The following is an 18,251-nucleotide window of genomic DNA, read 5'->3' as shown; positions in this document are numbered from 1 at the left end:
CCCCTTACATTAAACTAATGTGTTAGTTATAGCTTTTCCAATTTCTAAGAAACCGTTATTTTCACGTACTTCAAATTGATCCAACGGACCTAGAGGTGGTGTTTTTGCAACATTCTGTCCGTTTTTCTCGTAACGGCCTGCGTGACATGGACAGAAAAATTGATTTTTGTGTGCTGGGTCACCTTCCCAGTTAACTGTGCATCCTAAGTGCTTACATACTGGAGACAATGCAATAATGCTATCTCCTTCTTTGTAAACCCATGCAGCGCTAGTTACATCAGACTTGTACCAGGCATCTACCTGCTCGAAAGTAAAGTCTACTCGTTCAGGAACCTCAGTAAGGTCTGCAATCTTCTTCTCAGTCAGTACGAAATCTCCACCTTCTGATTTTTGCAATACAGGATCAACTGCAAAACGTACCATTGGCATAAGCATACCTGCTGCCATGAATCCGCCAACACCTGTTAATGTATAACTTAAAAATTGGCGTCTTGATACTTTATTGTTACTCATCCTTTTCCCCCCTCTAACTTAAAGGTCAGTCCAATGGACATACTTGCTTGAATTAATAATACTAGGACATTTCAATGATATATCAATAAAAAAGGAAGGTCAATAATTCCTGCTACGAATTATGAACTTTGTGAACAAATAATGAAACATATTGTCACTAATTCGCCCACTTATTCGCAAAACGAGGGATTAATTGTCTTAATTGATCCTCCAATACGGATAATTTCATTTTTTGATCCATGGAATCAAGTGGTATTGATGGGAACCACAGGACATTTTGTTCCTCTCCCATTGTACTCCACTCTCTGTCAGAAGTAACGTAAAAGATATGTTTAAATCCAGCTTTTTTAAATTCTTCATTCCAGGCCTCTAATAATGATAGCTTGTCCTGAGATCCTGTATAAGAGAAGGAAGGAAATAAAACTATCCTTCCTTTGAACTGATTTTCAATTGTATTTGCTAGCGACAAAGTAAAATCTGCAGCTGAGGCAGCAAATGGAAATCCATGCTCTGAACCATCTATTAATATAAGTGGGACTATCGCTGTGTCGATATATTCTTTTTGTGCTTGAAAAACTGTGCTATCTTTTCCGTTCCAATGCATGTTATCTCTCCTATTTTTCTCTATACGGTAGATTTTTCCATAGTGCGGAAAGTTCGAGAAACTTTTCTTTATTATTATCATCAATTGCTTGATCAATCTGTTTTTTTAGCTGTTCGGCCTGAAAAGATTGCAAGCTTTCGGTTAAAATATCCTCTGCAATTAGCTTATCTTTTTCACTAATATGCAGATATTTGGGCATATACGGGTTTTCTTCTAATACTGCTAAATACTCGGGACTTGGGGGCAGTGTTTGAAAGTTCAATTGTATATACATCTCTTCATCTGGGTTTAAGCGAAGATCGTGAAAAGATTTTTCAGCATCTGCTGTCATGATACTACCTTTATAAAATCTAAAAGGTATTCCGGAGGATGTAGTAACAGACATAATCATAGCTCTTGGACAATAATGGGCTTCCTCCACAAAGTGTACATTGTTCAACATTGTTTCGTGGCTTATTAAGTAATTTAAAATCCACACACATTCTCTTCTCTTCATTTGATACTTTTTCAGAAACCAACGGACAAATTCTTTTTTCTCACCAACTGAAACAGAAGCAGTCACATAACCTCTCCTTCCTATCATTATTCCATCATGTCAAACCATTCACTGTTTTCTGGCTGAAGCTCTTGTAATATCAAAATAATTTCTCTTGCTTCTTCACGTTTACCATCTTCTAAAAGGAAGTATAAGTACTTTTCCAAAAATGCTGCATCCTCTTTATGTTCAGTATATGCAAGCTTATAAAATTCGTATGCTTTTTCATACATTTCTAACCGCTCATATGCTGAGGCTAAAAGGGGATACATAGAAGACATCTCAAATTGCTCTTGCTTTAAGGTTTCATAGAGGTCAATTAACTCCTCATCCATTTCCTCCTGGGAGAACAAGGAAGAAAGTATGTAAATAGCATCCATGTACTCAGGGTCTAATGCGATTGCTTCCTGAAGAAAACCTTCTGCTTCTTTCACTCTACCCAATTTTAGAGAAATTTTACCTGCAAATAAATAATATTCTTTTTCAAATTCATCTCTAGCGATTCCATCTGTAATAGCACTCAGTGCTTCCTCATTCTTTTCAAGCATAGCGTATGTTTCCGCTAAAAGCATATAGCCAGAGAAGAAATCTGGGTCTATTTCTAAAAGATGATTTAAATGTTTTGCAGCCGTTTCATACTGTCTAACTTGGAAAAATGCATATCCTGCCTGAAAAAGAACCTCTGGTGCAGCTTCCTTTTGAAGGGCCTCTGTATAATAAGGGATAGCCTCTTCATACGCTGCTCCAGCACTATAGATTTCAGCTATTTTTAATGAAAGATCCACTCCTTGCAGCTCACTTTTAGAAGCTAAAAGATCTTCCATAAGTCTCGCAGCCTCTAAATACCGTCCAGTTTCAAATAAAAGTTCTCCTTTTGCATATTGCAAAAGTGGCTCTCCCGGTAATAGAGCGATTGCTTCTTCTATTTTATGTTCGGCAACCTCATATAAACCAATCATTTGATAATAATCAGCTAATGTAAGTAAGGCCTGTGGATAGGACTCGCTGTTCTTCTCTATATTACTTAGCATTTCCAAAGCATCGTCCTCTTTATTCAATTCTAAAAATAATTGTGCGAGGTCTATTTTCAGTTGGTCTTCCTCTGGAAATAAAAAGTTTAAATGCTCTAACGTTTTTATTGCCTCTTGTATAAAACCATATTCTGTTAATAAGTCTGCTAATCCATACTGCTCGTCAGGATTTTCCTCTAGTAAGAAAGCATCTACCATGCCATCAAGCTTTTCTATATCTCCATCCTCCATAACTCGGATAAAGGGAATCATTTTTTCCATAACATCACCATTCCTTCTCTACTATTTAATCGTACAAGAACTTTGAAGGTTGAACAAGAAAAAGACTCTCCTTGATCAGGAGAGTATGGGAAATTTATTTATTTTATGACATTTTCTAAGTGTTCAAAGAAATTTGGATAGGAAACGGCTATACATTCCTGATTATCAATTGAAACTATACCATCGGTTACTAACGCAGCAATAGCTGCCATCATTCCAATACGATGATCTCCGTATGTAGAAAGTTCGCCACCATGCAATGGAGTTGGCCCCTCAATGACCATTCCATCTTCTGTTGGATTAATATTCGCTCCAAGCTTTCTCAGTTCATTGACCACGGCATCAATACGATTAGTTTCTTTTACCTTTAACTCCTCCGCGTTTTTAATAATTGTTTTACCTTTAGCTTGTGTGGCAAGAAGTGCTATTACTGGTATCTCATCTATTAACCTTGGAATGAGATCTCCGCCAATTTCAGTTCCTACTAAATTAGAAGTTTCTATCGTCAACGTACCGATTGGCTCGTGACTTGCATTATTTTGTGTCTCAATAGTTAATGTGGCACCCATTGCTTTTAGCACATCTATAATTCCTGTACGGGTTTCGTTCAACCCAACATTAGTTAGCACAAGCTTACTATCTAAAGCGATAGCCCCAGCAACTAAGAAAAATGCTGCAGAAGAAATATCACCAGGGACTACAACGTGTGCTCCTGTTAGCTTTTGTCCACCCTGAAGGCTAATTACATTGTCTTTTACTGAAATTTCTGCTCCGAAATGCTTGAGCATCTTTTCTGTATGATCTCGAGTGGTTTCTAGCTCTTCTACAACAGTCTCTCCTTCTGAATTTAGAGCAGCTAGCAATATAGCAGATTTCACTTGAGCACTGGCTACAGGCATTTTATAATGAATCGCTTTTAGGGTTGTCCCCTCTACGGCAATAGGGGTGTATTGTCCATTCGCTCGACCTATTAGCTTGGCCCCCATTTGCTTGAGCGGCTCTGTGACTCGCTTCATTGGTCGTTTTTGAATAGACTCGTCGCCTATTAACACAGAAGAAATACTAGAGCCTGCTAGAATCCCAAGCATTAGACGAGTCGTTGTACCTGAATTCCCTGTATATAAAATTTCATCAGGTTCCTTCCAAGTAGAAATCCCCTGGCTATCGATTTGCACATGCTCACCGTCTACCTTAATATCTACACCAAGCTTGCCGAAACAATCAATCGTACTTAGGCAATCGTCACTTTGTAGAAACCCCTCTACCGTTGTTGTTCCTTCCGCAATAGCCCCAAACATAATCGAACGGTGGGAGACTGATTTATCTCCTGGTATTTTAATGCTTCCTTGTAAGGAAGGCTTACCAAAGTTTAAAAGTTTAACTGTCATAGTTGATTCCTCCCTACGCAATATAAGTCTCAAATGATGTATGTGCAGCAATACATCGAACTGCCTGTGCTCGGTCCTCCATTGTTTGAAAACTAATAACCAAAATACCAAACACATCTTCTCTAGTTTCGACAATGCGCAAGTTTGTAATGCTTATATGCTCTTTCGCTAAATAACCAATAACTTCGGCGATAACCCCCGCATAGTCAGGGATATCCACATACAGGTCATACACTGTATATAAAGCACCTTGCGCTACTGGGAGTTCGTCTCGGACTTGTTTAGCCTGAGCAAAATAAGCTTCAATTTCTGTTTCATCGGCCCCATCTATTAGATGCTTTAAACGAAGCATTTCCTCGGTCCATTGCTGAAGCTGCTTACTGATTTCTTCACGATTTTGCATCGTTATATCTCGCCACATGACGGGATTGGAAGAGGCAATTCTTGTGATATCGCGAAATCCTCCAGCTGCGAGCTGTCTCGTAAAAGGATAGCTCTTATTCTCTGCCGATAATTGATGAACTAAAGAGGCAGCAATTAAATGAGGAAAGTGACTTACAGTAGCAGTCATATGATCGTGCTCATGTGCACTTATCTCGATTATCTTCGCCTTCGTTACTAGTAATAACTCTTTTAATCTATTAACGTTCTCTATTGGTTCATCAACAAAGGGAGTTAACAAATAATAAGCGTTCTCAAACAAGTAGGCCCGTGCCGCTCCTACTCCACTCTTGTGGGAGCCAGCCATCGGGTGTCCTCCGATAAACGTGATTCCATGGTGCTTCAAGTTTAGAGCGGCATTCATTATTTCATTTTTGGTGCTGCCTGTGTCGGTTATAATCACATTGTTTTTTAGTTCCCAGTCTGGAAGGAGTTTCATAAGCTCTATCGTGATGCTTACTGGAGTAGCGAATATAATGATATCCGCATGCTTCGCAGCTTCCTCCATATTAGAAGCAATCTCATCTATAACCCCTAGCTTTTTCGCGGTTTCAAGAGATTTGGCATTAGAATCATAGCCTACAATTGTTAAATCGTCTCTCCTCTTTAACCCAAGTGCAAGAGAGCCTCCAATAAGACCAAGCCCTATTATCAGGATGTTCTTATTCATTTAAACTACTCCTAACTCAGTCAACACTTCATCGAGTTTTTGAAGTAGCCCCTCATTTTGTTCCTTCGTCCCAATTGTAATACGCAGGTATCCTGGTTTCCCTAAAGCATTACCACTGCGAACGATATATCCACGTTGCATAAGCCCTTGAAAAACTTCGTCGCTATCTGCTTTGACTTCCATCATGATGAAGTTTGTTTGAGATGGATAAAAGTGTAGGCTACGCTCATTACAATATGCTTCAAACTGAGACTTTCCATCGTTGTTTTTCTTCTTACAATCTGCAATAAATTGCTGATCGCTCAATCCTAGAATGGCTGCTTCCTGTGATATAACTGTATTGTTGAATGGCTCTCTTGTCGGCTCTAACTGGCTAATTACTTCCTCGGATCCAACAGCATAACCAACGCGGAAGCTAGCTAGCCCATACGCTTTAGAGAAAGTACGCATTACTAAGACATTCGGATGATTTTCTATTAACGAAATAGAATCTTCATAGTTGGGGTCCGTAATATATTCGGTGTATGCCTCATCTAAGACGATTAACACGTCTCTTGGGGCTTGCTCCACAAATGCCTTAATTTTATCACTTGGAGTTAATGTCCCTGTAGGATTATTCGGATTACAAATCCATACAATAGCTGTATTTTCATCGATAGCTGCTAGCATCTGCTCTAAATCATGTTCTCCATCCACAGTCAATGGAACAGTTCTAGTTTCAGCGCCTTCAACTATAGCATTGTGTTTGTATTGACCAAAAGTTAAATCAGCCATAATAGTATTTAAGCCTGGCTCAAGCATAGCTCTGGAAACGATTAGAATATTCTCATCAGAGCCATTACCAAATAATAATTGCTTTTCTGAAACGTTCAAATGATTAGCAACTGCTGTACGAAGCCTAGAAGCATATCCATCTGGGTATAAAGCAAAATCAATAGAAGCATTTGTCAGAAATTCCTTTACTTTTGGTGAAGCTCCATATGGATTTTCATTAGAGGCTAGCTTTGTAACTGTTTCTAGATTAAATGCCTTCTTCACTTCATCCATTGTTTTTCCAGGTTGGTATGCTTGCAATCCAGCAATTTGTTTTTTAAATTTCATCCTATTTACCCCAATTCTATTATGATCTTTTTAATAAATCTGGTCTCAATTGAACTGCCTTGTTTAAATATATGTGCTGTATTTCCTTTTGTGATTTAACCGTGTTAACGTGTATCATTAGCCGTATACATTTCTCAAGCGCACCTGGAACATTCATTTCGTGCGTACACATAACAGGGACGTATGCCCACCCACTTATTTCTCGAACTGCTCTTGCTGGAAATGCAGATGTAATATCCGATGTAGTACTTATAATGACAGAAGCAATCGACTCTGGTTCAATATCGTTTGCCTTCGCCATTTCTAAAGCAAGACGGGACGTTTCCTGAAGAACCTCTTCATTAGAATCTGCATTGACTGTTGTTGCTCCTCTAATGCCTCTTATCACTTATTTCCCCTCCCTAATCCATTGTCGTAATTCTTCATCACACAGTCTTACTGCATCTACCGGTACTACCTGTATAAATGGCTTGCCTATAGTTTCAAGCAATGCAAAATGCAATTGCTTATTTATAGTTTTTTTATCTTTTTGCATGTAGGCTGCCAATTGCTCAAACGGACAATCTAAAATCTGCTCAAAATTATATTCCAACCTATTAGCTAATGAATAAAACCTTTTAGCAAAGCCTTTAGGGAGTTGCCCATACTTCTCACTAAGCAATAGAGCAGGAATCATGCCAATCATGACAGCTTCTCCATGAGAGATCTTTCCATACCCAATTGCAGCTTCAACTGCGTGACCATATGTATGTCCAAAATTTAAATATTTGCGAAAGTTGCTTTCTTTTTCATCCATTTCCACAATTTTTGCTTTCACACGGATGCCTTTATTTATCCACTGTAATAATTGGTCTTTTTCCAAATTGCTTAATGAAGTGATTTGGAAAAATTCTTCAACCCACTCACTGTCGCTAATGAGGGAATGCTTAATCACTTCAGCCATTCCCGATTTAACTTCTGAAAGAGGTAGAGATTTCAAAAAATGAACATCATAAATAACTTCCTGTGGCTGATAGAAAGCCCCTATCATGTTCTTTCCTAGAGGGTGATTAATAGCGGTTTTACCACCAACCGAGCTATCATGAGCTAAAATAGTAGTTGGTATTTGATAAAAGTCTATTCCCCTCATAAACGTAGCCGCAACAAATCCGGTCAAATCGCCTACAGCCCCTCCCCCTAAGGCAAATATAGCTGAATTTCGGGATGCACCGTTCTGTAATAGAAAGGATTGTACATTAAAATAGGATTCAAATGTTTTACATGACTCACCAGATGGAACAAGGAACAGGTTAAATGGCGCAGTAAAGTTTTTTCTTACATAACTTTCATGCAGATTCCATACATTTTCATCACTAATCATGATTAACTGATCATAATTTTCGAGTGTCTTTTTGTTTCTTTTAGAGAAATCCTCCAAAATGTTCTCACCTAAATGAACCTCATAATTAGATGCATTCGTTTTTACTGGGATAATCATGGCTTAAAACCCCTTTGTATACGCTCTATGTTTCTGAATATCTGATTTCAGTACTTCCATTTGATCTGCTTTAAACGTATCTAATATTGCAGAAGCTATCTCCCATGCAATAACATTTTCTGCCACAACAGATGCTGCGGGTACTGCACAGCTATCGGAACGTTCAATACTAGCTTTAAAAGGTTCTTTGGTATCAATATCTACACTTTGTAAAGGTTTATATAAGGTTGGGATAGGCTTCATAACCCCTCTAATTACAATCGGCATACCAGTAGACATACCACCTTCGATACCACCGAGCCTATTCGTATCTCGAATGTAACCATCTTCTTCATTCCAAGAAATTTGGTCATGCACTTGGCTGCCAAATAAGTTAGCCATTTCAAACCCTAAGCCAACCTCAACACCCTTAAATGCATTGATGCTAAGCATTGCCATTGCAAGCTTTCCGTCTAGCTTACGGTCATAGTGAACGTAGCTTCCCACACCGGCAGGCATTCCCGTAATGATGACCTCTACCACTCCGCCTATCGTGTCACCAGCTTTTTTAGCTTGGTCAATAGCTTCTACCATTTTCAATGACGCTTCAGAATCTAAACAGTAGACAGGGTCGTTCTCCACTTTTTCACGTATATCATCTATTGTCATACCTTCAGCTAAATTCAGGTTAGCTTCAATGCCACCTATTTTCGTTACATGAGCAACGATAGAAATGCCTAGTTCGTTTAATAGTTGCTTTGCAACAGCTCCCACAGCCACTCGGACCGTAGTTTCCCTCGCAGAGGATCGCTCCAATACGTTTCGTAGGTCACGATGTCCATATTTCATACCTCCAACGAGATCGGCATGTCCTGGACGAGGTCGTGTTATCTTTCTTTTTATTTCATCTGGATTCATGTCCTCATCTAGTGGCTCTATTCCCATAATATGAGTCCAATGTTTCCAATCATCATTATTTACTACTAGACAAACTGGAGATCCTAATGATTTACCATGTCGCACTCCCGCTGTAATTGCTACTGTGTCTTTTTCTATTTGCATGCGTCTTCCTCGACCATGTCCACCTTGTCGTCTTTTTAGTTCTTTATTTATCTTTTCACTTGTGATATCTAATTGTGCTGGTAACCCTTCAATGATTGCAGTAAGCTGTGGACCATGTGATTCACCTGCTGTTAAATAACGCATAACGCTTTCCCCCTTCAACTCGCTAAAGTATTTGTTTTCAACTATATCATATTTACTTAGAGTATAGAAGAAAAACTGTCCGTTTTTTAGCGGACAGTTCCTCATTAAAAATCGACAAATGAAAATCAATTACCAATCAAATTCGTTCTACATTTTCCGGTAGAAAAACGTATCCTCTGTTACAAAATCGTACTTGGTAGGATTAAAAATTTGTTCTGTGCTTCCAACAAAAAGGATTCCGCCAGGACGTAGCGACTTGCTAAAGTTTTGATAAATCTGATCCTTAGCTTCTTCTGTAAAATAAATCATTACGTTACGGCAAATGATTAAATCGAGATTTCTCTCGTATGTATCCAATAAAAGATTATGCTTTTTAAAAGAAACAGTTCTTTTAATGGTGTCGTCAATTTTATAAAAAGGCGCTTGCTTCTCAAAATATTTATTTTTCATATCTAAGGGAACCTCTGCTAACGATCGTTCCGGATAGATCCCTACCTTCGCTCTTTGAATAGCATTTTCGTCAATATCCGTTGCTAGAATAGAAATTTGGCTAATCGGTAGATGATTAGACAATACCATTGCTGTAGTATATGGTTCTTCACCTGTAGAACATGCTGCACTCCATATTTTAAGCCTCTTGTTATCAGCTAGTAGCTTTGGAAAAATTTTTTGTTGTAATACTTCCCACCTCTTGTTATTTCGATAAAACTCAGACACATTGATTGTCATTCGGTCGAGGAATTCATTTAGAAGATCTCGGTCCGTGTCAATCGCCTCAAAGAAAGAAACAAAATTTTTATATCCCTTCTTTTCATATAAAGATGTCAGGCGTCGTTTCATTTGAGCTTCTTTATACAGAGCTAAATCGATGCCAGTTTTCTTTTTAATAGACTCTACAAACTTTATGTAATCTTGCAAATAATATCGTTCCCTTCCACCAGCCTATCTATAAAGTATATCGCAATATAGTCATTTCGAATACAGTAAAAAAACAGAGAAATGTGAACATTTACGCATATACTTTATATATGTATTACAAATAATCCAAAGCAAAGCGTGAGTCATCTAAGGAATAACCGCATGAGGACTATAGGCACAGACAACCTTCATCAGGAAGTAAACACTTTATCAGAGAACAAATATTAAAAAATGCCTATCCATACGCTATAAAACATAAAAACCTCTCTGGTAAATCGAGTTCTTTCATAAGAGGAGTGAATTTTCTTGAGGTGTTTTTTGTTGTGAAATGCTAAACTTAAAATAATGAATCAGCTTTTTGAAATAAAGGATAAAAATGAAAAAATAGATATTAGTTAGGAGAATTCAATGAAAAGCCTTTTAAAGTCAACCCTAATTTTTGTAATACTCCTTTTCATTAGTTTAATATGGGTAATTTATTGGGGAGGTATCTATTTAGAGATGAACATTGATATTGAAAAGTATGGTTGGACACCTTATGCCTCTATTCTTATTCTACTTCTGGTGTTTACTAGAGGTAAGTTACTATTTAATAGCAGGAATAGAGGAAAAGATGGAGAAAAACTACCGAAATTGATTTATATCATACTGATTTTAACTGCCATTATTCTGTTACTCTTCCCTCCTGTACTAAGCTTCCTTAACAAATAGGAGGTCTTTACTTTAATGAAGTATTTAATTATTTGAATTAAAGCTGTCCGTTATTTAAAAGAGAGGTGATTTTAATAATTTTTAGTATATTCTGTGGAATTTCAATGCTAATTATGGGATTTAGCCATCTAATAAAGAAGGACTACTTTTTACCTGAAAAAACTAAAGATCTTTTAAGCGTGGCAAAGTTTCAATCTTATCAGAAAGGCTTAATTTTTCCATATTTCTTTACCGGAACCTTAATGATTTGTATGGCAATAGTTGATATGAGTGATTTTCTCCAAACTTCAACATTTATCATTTTATATACAATATTAGGTAGTATTCCTATTATAATGTTGATCGTAAATAACAAAATAAATACTGGGCGATATTGGTTTTGGCTAAAAGATATTTAGTATAACTACATTAAAATACGAGGAGCTAGAAGATACATTTTCTAGCTCCTTTTATGTAAATTGTTAAATCTACCCCTATCATTCTCCAATGAGTTAATTTAGCCTAAAAAAAAGACTGTAGATAAACTTAAATTAAGTTTATCTACAGTCTAAGCCATCTCCTTAACAGAGAATAGCTTTGTTTTTTTAATTAGTTAATCCAGTTGTTAGCATCTTTAGCGTAAGAAACTAATTCTTCTTGTTTGAAGAATAAGCCAATTTCACGTTCAGCGCTTTCAGATGAATCAGAACCGTGGATAATGTTTTTACCAACAGTTACTGCGAAATCTCCACGAATTGTTCCTGGAGCAGACTCTTTAGGGTTAGTAGCACCCATCATTAAACGAGCTGTAGAGATAACATTTTCCCCTTCCCAAACCATTGCAAAAACTGGTCCAGAAGTGATGAATTCTACAAGTTCTCCGAAGAACGGACGCTCTTTGTGCTCACCATAATGTTGTTCTGCTAATTCAGTAGGAATTTGCATTAATTTTGCTCCAACTAATTGGAATCCTTTTTTCTCGAAACGACTAACGATTTCACCGATTAGGTTACGTTGTACGCCGTCAGGTTTTACCATTAAAAATGTTTTTTCCATTATGAACACTCCTTCAAATATAAAATGGATTTTATTTCTCCACCGTTAAAAATACTATCATTACAGCCAGTTAATTTCAATTAAAAGTTACGTTTACTCATAAATAATGCGACATTTTGCAAGGATTTCTTTGCAGAATTTGACGGAAGCTGCTTCACCTCATGTAAAGCCTTTTGCAAATACATATTACTTACTTGTTTTGCTCGTTTAATACCTTCCGATTGTCGAATCTCTTTAAGCAGCAATTCCATATCTTTCTCTTCGATATCACCATCGAAAACCCTTTTCAATAACGGATAGATAGCTGGATCATTTTTTGAGTATATCACTGGTAAAGTAATATTACCTTGAAGTAAGTCTCCTCCAGCTGGTTTACCTAACTCCTCCTCAGTGGAAGTGAAATCGAGGATATCATCGATAATCTGGAAAGACATTCCTACATAGTAACCAAATCTCTTAAGATGCTTAATAGTCTTTTCATCGGCACCTGAAGAAATTGCACCCAGTTCACAGCTGGCTGAGATGAGGATTGCTGTCTTTCTTTTAATTCTTCTTAAATAGTCCCGGACCGTCTGATCAACAAATCCCTTGTCCTCAATTTGTATTATCTCCCCAATACAAAGCTCGACCATCGTATTAGAGAGAACCTCATGAGCATATGTATTTTTTACTGCTGTTATGTATTCAATAGCCTTAGCGAAAAGAAAGTCACCTGTATACATAGCTACTCGATTGTTCCATTGAGACTTAACAGTTTCTCGGCCTCTTCTAGTTTCAGCATCGTCAATCACGTCATCATGGACCAAGGAAGCCATGTGTATCAACTCGACAGAAACAGCAACCTGCTTAATAGACTCTATAGAATAGTCGCCAAATTTAGCTGAAAGCAGTACAAATACAGGGCGGATTCTTTTTCCCCCTGCGAGCAACAAATGAAGCGAGGCCTCATTCAATAAGTGGGAGGAAGAATTCACAGCTGCTGCTAATTCATTTTCAATGACTTCTAAATCCGATTTTAGATCGGAATAAAGCATTTTTAATCTCATCTTATCCACAGAAACAAACCTTCCCCTACTTAAAAATCTTTCTTATAGCCAATATGTCGGGCAGCTGCACCACCACTGTATGGTTTACTACTCACGTTAACCATTCCTACTGTTTCAAATAACTGAGTTAGCTCAGCTCTATTTGGAAATTCTTTTGCGGACTCTTGTAACCAAGAATATTCTTTATAACTCTTAGCAAATAACTTTCCAAAAACTGGCATAATGTATCTAAAGTAAAAGCGGAATCCTGCATTAAAGAGCTTGGAATCTGGCTGTGAGGTTTCTAAACAAACAATCATTCCACCCGGTTTAGCTACTCGGTTCATCTCCTGTAGCACTTGTTTATAGTCGGGAACATTTCGCAAGCCAAATCCAATTGTTACATAGTCAAATGTATTATCCTCAAAAGGCAGCTCCATTGCATTACCATGAATCAATTCAATTTGTGGTATATCTTTCACTTTTTCTTTTCCTACATTTAACATATTTTGACTGAAGTCTAATCCTTTAACTGTACCAGTAGGACCAGCAGCCTTTGCTAAAGCGATCGTCCAGTCGGCCGTGCCACAACAAACGTCTAATGCACTGCTTCCTTCTTTGACCTGCATAGCTTTCATCGTGTCGCCCCGCCAGCTTTTATGTTGCTGAAAGCTTATGACAGAATTCATAGAATCATAGTTCGTGGAAATCTTCTCAAAAACCTCGTGGACATGTTGTTCTTTTGTTTTTCCCATCTGTTAAACCTTCTCTCAACTGCTCTTTATAGCTTGTTCGGTTACTCGCTCTAAAATAGCATGCTTTACGTTTTCTTTTAATATAGTGGAGTATCGCACTTCCCGCACCAAATTATTTTCTACCGTTTCTATTTCCTCACGAAGCAAATCGATCTTTGTCTGCAACAGGAAGGAATTTCGGATATAGAATGTTTCTTCCCTGTTTTCAAAGGCATGTAACTCTCTTCTTAAGGCTATAAGGAGTAATGCTTCCTTCATGATAAAGATATATTCATGATACGAAAAGTATTCCATGAATTGCTCGATTGGCTTACTTTCTATCAGCTGTATAGACTGAATAAGGTCTTCGAAAGGATAAGCTAGGTGGTCATAAAATTTTGTTTTGTGCTCTGTGATAGATGAGACTCCAGCAGAAAAAATTTGAATCAGCTCTAGCTGCTTTCCCTTCGCCAGCAGCTGATAATATTTTCCACTGTAATAATCTCCCGCCAATACTTGTAATTGTTGCTCTTTGGTGGTCGCATTTTGCTCCTTTACTAAATCGTGAGCTGCAAGAGCTGCAAAAATCAATGAGACAGCAATGGTCGCTTGATTGTTTGAGTCATCCCACTGTTCTCCATTTAGCATGGGTAAAAGCGTAAAGAACAAACGTTCTTCGTCGATAACAGGCATTCCTGCATATTTTAACAGAGTATTATGTTGTATTTGCATGAGAATATCTCTTTTGTATTTTTCTAAATGATGTTTTATCAAAGATTCATTCATACACTTTACTCCATTTCCCAATCGCAGTTAGCATTAGTCTGTCACGACATATATAATTTAACTCGCGATTATTGGCCTTTTAAATTATTTATTTCTTAGATTCACTTTTAATAATACCGTTGTCTGTATGAATGGAAGCTTTGCCTCTTATCTTCATAGCAGATGTATGCTCTGTAAATTGAGCAATCATCACTTCACCTGTATCAAGCTTTTCAGAATGATGGAATTTTGTATCCGTACCTCGGGTTAAACCGATCACTTGTACTCCGTCTTCCTCTGCCTTTATAACGATAAAATCTGAACTAGACATTACAATAGTCTCCTTTGTTCATAATCTAAATTCATCATACCATATTCTCATCGAACCTCAAAAGGAGTTATTTCATTTGGATAAATGATAAAACCTCTGAGCGCTTTATATCGTCTGTCTCATAGATACCTCTTGCTACAGAAGTAACGGTCTTGGCTCCCGGCTTTTTAATCCCGCGCATGGTCATGCACATATGCTCTGCCTCTATCACGACATAGACTCCATGAGGGTTAATCATTTCCATAATATCATTAGCAATCGTGGAAGTGATTCTTTCTTGAAGCTGTGGCTTTCTTGCTGTAACTTCCACGGCTCTAGCGAGTTTACTTAGGCCGGTTACAACGCCATCTCTAGGTATGTATGCAACATGTGCCTTACCGTAAAAAGGAACAAGGTGATGTTCGCACATGGAGAAAAAAGGTATATCTTTTACTAAAACTAATTCCTCATGCTCTTCATGAAAAACTGTCTTGAAATGTTCTTTTGGATCTTGGTGTAGTCCTTCAAACATCTCAGCATACATTTTAGAAACTCTTTTTGGAGTATCCAATAACCCTTCTCGATTAGGATCTTCTCCTACCGCTTCTAAAATCATTGTTACTGCATTTTCTATTTTTTTCAGATCGACCTTCGTCATCTGCTGACCCCCCAGAAAAAACTGCATAATATGTCGTATGTATCTTAGCATATGAAATGAATATAGGAAATTAATTTCACTTCAGGCAACAAATTTTTATTATATAATAAATTGAAAAGAACGGCTACTATGAAGCAAGCTTCACAGTAACCGTTCTATGTACTACGACACCATTATTTTACAGCATCTTTAAGTGCTTTACCTGGTTTGAAAGCAGGCACCTTGCTAGCAGCGATATCGATTTCTTTACCTGTTTGTGGATTACGTCCTTTACGTGCAGCACGTTCACGAACCTCAAAGTTACCAAAACCGATCAATTGAACTTTTTCACCATCTGCAAGAGCAGTTTGAATTGATTCAAATACAGCCTCAACTGCTTTAGTTGCGTCTTTTTTCGATAATTCTGCAGCCTCTGCAACAGAGTTCACTAATTCTGTTTTATTCATACTATTCACCTCCTCTCAAAGGAAGATAAGCATCAATCCTGTAAAAAGAGTATCACAACAGAAATGCCTTCGCAACACTATTTATCCGTGTTTAGCTAACTTTCCTTAAAAAGAACGTAAAAAAAACAAAGAAAAGGACTTTTTGCATAGGCACAAAAAGTCCAAATCCGTATTTTATAGAATAAAGGTAACCATTCCACGGTCTCCCTCATTTACCATTCTTTCAATTGTTTGGCGCATTCTTTTCTTAGCAACCTGACTTACACTTTCCGTTTTATACCGTATACTTTCCTTCATAACCTCTAACAGAGACGTTCCAAAAACCTGCGTTGACCAAAGTGCATCTCTATCATGTAAGAATCCATGCTTTAAGTCTTTTAAAAGCTGCTGACTATGGAATTCTGAACCTAAAAGCGGAGCAAATTCTGCTTCCATATCCACTCGAATGATATGAAGCGAAGAAGCCTTAGCTTTTAAGCTGACTCCAAAGAAATTATTTTGTTTAATAATTTCTGGTGCAGTAGGTTGGAAATCCTGAATGGATGGAAGTGACACACCATATCCTGTCGTATTTGCTGCTTCTAGCGCATCCGCAAACCGATGATATGTCTTTTTAGCTGTAGACGCTTCCTTAACAAACAATAACCAGTCTTTTTTAGAAGTAATTGGCTCATCAAGCCATTCATCACAAACCTCTTGAAATACTTCAGGTTTTAAATCTATTTGAATACAAGCAGACCCTCTACCAGGATCTGCCTCTATAACCTCTGCAGACTTGATAAATGGGACTTCCTTAAATTTTTCTGCAAGCTCCTTCACGTCTCTCATTTTGGAGACAATTTGCAGCCATTCTTGTAAGGAAGTAGTAATTTGATTGTTAACAAAATGATCTGGCTCAAGTACATCTGTCCAATCAGGCTTCATCAATTCAATGTCCGTTATCGGAAATTCATATAGCGCCTGTTGTAGTATGTACTGAATTTCCTCTGCTGTCATTCTATCCACAGCAACCGGAATTACAGGTACTTCATGAGTTTTTTGAAGTTCTTCGCACAAATGAAGAGTTTCTAAATGACCTGGCGTTTTGCTGTTAACGACAATAACAAATGGCTTTCCAATTTCCTTTAACTGACCTATAATTTCATCTTCTGCTTTTTCTGCTGCTACCCTAGGAATATTATTGACAGAACCATCCGTTGTAATCACAATGCCAATAGTAGAATGATCCCGAATAACCTTATCAGTTCCAATTCTTGCAGCTTCCTCAAACGGAATTGCTTCCGTATGCCAAGGAGTATGGACCAGCTTCTGCCCTTCTTCTCCAGAATGGGTTTTAATGCCATCAATCATGTACCCTACGCAATCTACTAATCTAATTTGTAATCGAAGCTGCTCGTCACCCAAGTATACATTCGTACCATGAGCAGGAACAAATTTAGGTTCTGCTGTCATAATGACGTTTCCAGGAGAGCTTTGTGGAAGTTCGTCTTGTGCTCTTAATCTTTCTGATTCGTCAACAATATTCGGTAATACAACTAGCTCCATTACTCTTTTTACAAACGTAGATTTACCTACCCTAACTGGACCTACTACACCAAGGTACACATCACCATTTGTTCTCTCTGCTATTTGTTCATACAGTTTGCTAGACATCGGTATTCTCCTTTCTTCGCAATTTAATATATGCACGAAAAAAACGTTTCATGCATAGAGCATGAAACGTTTCTTATAAGTTATTTGTTTATCATAAAAATAGGTTCGTTATTTTCATCAACCGTATAAGGCAATGAATACGCAGGGACGATCGCAAAGTTATCCGTTATTAAAAAACGAATATCATCACCTGGCTTGACGTCAACCTCTGTCTCTTGAAGCAAACGATAAAGCTCAATAGAATAGTCCACATATACTTTTCCATCGCCCGTCGCTACTAGAGGGAGCAGAGTGTCTGAATAAGGGCTTTGAACGGTAATTTCGTCTTTATAACCCATCTTTTTAAAATCTAGCTTATAAACACCTTCTACAATCGTCTCAGCGATAGGACCATAGCCGTTTATCCCTTTGCGATAGTTAATATCTCGCAAAGTATCTGCAATTCGTAAATCTACCAACTTTACAGTTGGGTTTTCCTCTACGTCCATTAAGACATATTGATAAATCCCACCTGTTTCATACGAGTTAGCAGGAGCTTTCCCAAGATAGTTCGGAACAATTTTCTTAAAATCTATCGGATATTTTATATATTGATCTGTTTCTTGCTCACGTGTTTTGATAGGCAGCAAGCCACCTGAGGCTTCTTGGAAGCTTTCAACTGCAGTTTGTACGGAATTAAGCTGATCTTCATAAGGTAATAGGTTTTCTGGCTCATAGCCGCCTTTAAAACCACAACCACCTAAGACGAGTGTTGTTATAGAAATAGCAGTTAGTAATAGTTTTTTCATTC

The 18,251-nt window shown here is 37.7% G+C and carries 21 protein-coding genes; 1 reads left to right on the top strand and 20 read right to left on the bottom strand.

Going from position 1 to position 18,251, the window contains the following annotated elements; all coding sequences use genetic code 11:
* Positions 1-9: 9 nt before the first annotated feature.
* The 11 genes from Q0371_RS06085 to Q0371_RS06035 form a co-directional block, all read right to left on the bottom strand.
* Complete coding sequence (locus Q0371_RS06085; RefSeq protein ID WP_251555915.1) at positions 10-513, bottom strand: ubiquinol-cytochrome c reductase iron-sulfur subunit; 504 nt, start codon at positions 511-513, stop codon at positions 10-12.
* Between the two features lie 157 nt (positions 514-670).
* On the bottom strand, positions 671-1,117 hold the full coding sequence (locus Q0371_RS06080) for a DUF2487 family protein (protein ID WP_169359566.1): 447 nt from the start codon (positions 1,115-1,117) through the stop codon (positions 671-673).
* 10 nt (positions 1,118-1,127) lie between these two features.
* Positions 1,128-1,679 (bottom strand): ReoY family proteolytic degradation factor, encoded by a 552-nt coding sequence (locus tag Q0371_RS06075; protein ID WP_169359567.1) that lies wholly within the window; start codon positions 1,677-1,679, stop codon positions 1,128-1,130.
* Between the two features lie 20 nt (positions 1,680-1,699).
* A complete protein-coding gene (locus tag Q0371_RS06070) occupies positions 1,700-2,944 on the bottom strand; it encodes a tetratricopeptide repeat protein (RefSeq protein ID WP_251555917.1) in 1,245 nt (414 codons plus the stop codon).
* Between the two features lie 98 nt (positions 2,945-3,042).
* On the bottom strand, positions 3,043-4,332 hold the full coding sequence (gene aroA, locus Q0371_RS06065) for a 3-phosphoshikimate 1-carboxyvinyltransferase (protein ID WP_251555921.1): 1,290 nt from the start codon (positions 4,330-4,332) through the stop codon (positions 3,043-3,045).
* 13 nt (positions 4,333-4,345) lie between these two features.
* Positions 4,346-5,443, bottom strand: a complete 1,098-nt coding sequence (locus tag Q0371_RS06060; protein ID WP_169359569.1) for a prephenate dehydrogenase — start codon at positions 5,441-5,443, stop codon at positions 4,346-4,348.
* The gene (gene hisC / locus Q0371_RS06055; protein WP_298469445.1) at positions 5,444-6,544 is read right to left on the bottom strand and encodes a histidinol-phosphate transaminase; all 1,101 of its coding nucleotides are present in this window, start codon (positions 6,542-6,544) and stop codon (positions 5,444-5,446) included.
* Between the two features lie 19 nt (positions 6,545-6,563).
* Complete coding sequence (aroH, locus tag Q0371_RS06050; protein ID WP_169359571.1) at positions 6,564-6,932, bottom strand: chorismate mutase; 369 nt, start codon at positions 6,930-6,932, stop codon at positions 6,564-6,566.
* Positions 6,933-8,021, bottom strand: a complete 1,089-nt coding sequence (aroB, locus tag Q0371_RS06045; protein ID WP_251555922.1) for a 3-dehydroquinate synthase — start codon at positions 8,019-8,021, stop codon at positions 6,933-6,935. It lies immediately after the preceding gene.
* 3 nt (positions 8,022-8,024) lie between these two features.
* Entirely contained in the window at positions 8,025-9,206 is a 1,182-nt protein-coding gene (gene aroC / locus Q0371_RS06040; RefSeq protein WP_169359573.1) for a chorismate synthase, read from the bottom strand.
* Between the two features lie 147 nt (positions 9,207-9,353).
* The gene (locus tag Q0371_RS06035; RefSeq protein WP_298469440.1) at positions 9,354-10,124 is read right to left on the bottom strand and encodes a protein-glutamate O-methyltransferase CheR; all 771 of its coding nucleotides are present in this window, start codon (positions 10,122-10,124) and stop codon (positions 9,354-9,356) included.
* A 501-nt stretch (positions 10,125-10,625) separates the two neighbouring features.
* On the opposite strand from Q0371_RS06035, the gene Q0371_RS06030 reads away from it, so the two are divergent.
* On the top strand, positions 10,626-10,835 hold the full coding sequence (locus Q0371_RS06030) for a hypothetical protein (RefSeq protein WP_298469437.1): 210 nt from the start codon (positions 10,626-10,628) through the stop codon (positions 10,833-10,835).
* Between the two features lie 588 nt (positions 10,836-11,423).
* Here the strand turns inward: Q0371_RS06030 and ndk are convergent.
* The 9 genes from ndk to Q0371_RS05985 form a co-directional block, all read right to left on the bottom strand.
* Positions 11,424-11,870, bottom strand: a complete 447-nt coding sequence (gene ndk, locus Q0371_RS06025; RefSeq protein WP_169359576.1) for a nucleoside-diphosphate kinase — start codon at positions 11,868-11,870, stop codon at positions 11,424-11,426.
* Between the two features lie 80 nt (positions 11,871-11,950).
* Positions 11,951-12,916, bottom strand: a complete 966-nt coding sequence (gene hepT / locus Q0371_RS06020; protein WP_285841705.1) for a heptaprenyl diphosphate synthase component II — start codon at positions 12,914-12,916, stop codon at positions 11,951-11,953.
* A 29-nt stretch (positions 12,917-12,945) separates the two neighbouring features.
* On the bottom strand, positions 12,946-13,650 hold the full coding sequence (locus Q0371_RS06015) for a demethylmenaquinone methyltransferase (protein ID WP_169359577.1): 705 nt from the start codon (positions 13,648-13,650) through the stop codon (positions 12,946-12,948).
* A gap of 15 nt (positions 13,651-13,665) precedes the next feature.
* Entirely contained in the window at positions 13,666-14,415 is a 750-nt protein-coding gene (locus Q0371_RS06010; RefSeq protein WP_169359578.1) for a heptaprenyl diphosphate synthase component 1, read from the bottom strand.
* Between the two features lie 88 nt (positions 14,416-14,503).
* Positions 14,504-14,725, bottom strand: a complete 222-nt coding sequence (gene mtrB, locus Q0371_RS06005; protein ID WP_169359579.1) for a trp RNA-binding attenuation protein MtrB — start codon at positions 14,723-14,725, stop codon at positions 14,504-14,506.
* Between the two features lie 67 nt (positions 14,726-14,792).
* On the bottom strand, positions 14,793-15,362 hold the full coding sequence (gene folE, locus Q0371_RS06000; RefSeq protein WP_169359580.1) for a GTP cyclohydrolase I FolE: 570 nt from the start codon (positions 15,360-15,362) through the stop codon (positions 14,793-14,795).
* Between the two features lie 173 nt (positions 15,363-15,535).
* Positions 15,536-15,808 carry an HU family DNA-binding protein gene (locus tag Q0371_RS05995; RefSeq protein ID WP_169359581.1) on the bottom strand — a complete coding sequence of 91 codons (273 nt, stop codon included), beginning with the start codon at positions 15,806-15,808 and terminating at the stop codon, positions 15,536-15,538.
* Positions 15,809-15,982: 174 nt separating this feature from the next.
* On the bottom strand, positions 15,983-17,461 hold the full coding sequence (gene spoIVA / locus Q0371_RS05990; RefSeq protein ID WP_169359582.1) for a stage IV sporulation protein A: 1,479 nt from the start codon (positions 17,459-17,461) through the stop codon (positions 15,983-15,985).
* An 80-nt stretch (positions 17,462-17,541) separates the two neighbouring features.
* Positions 17,542-18,249, bottom strand: a complete 708-nt coding sequence (locus Q0371_RS05985) for a hypothetical protein (RefSeq protein WP_169359583.1) — start codon at positions 18,247-18,249, stop codon at positions 17,542-17,544.
* Between the last annotated feature and the right edge of the window lie 2 nt (positions 18,250-18,251).

The organism is uncultured Psychrobacillus sp. (assembly GCF_938022135.1).
In the GTDB taxonomy this organism is placed as follows: domain Bacteria; phylum Bacillota; class Bacilli; order Bacillales_A; family Planococcaceae; genus Psychrobacillus.
This window is presented reverse-complemented; position numbering and strand designations above follow the sequence as displayed.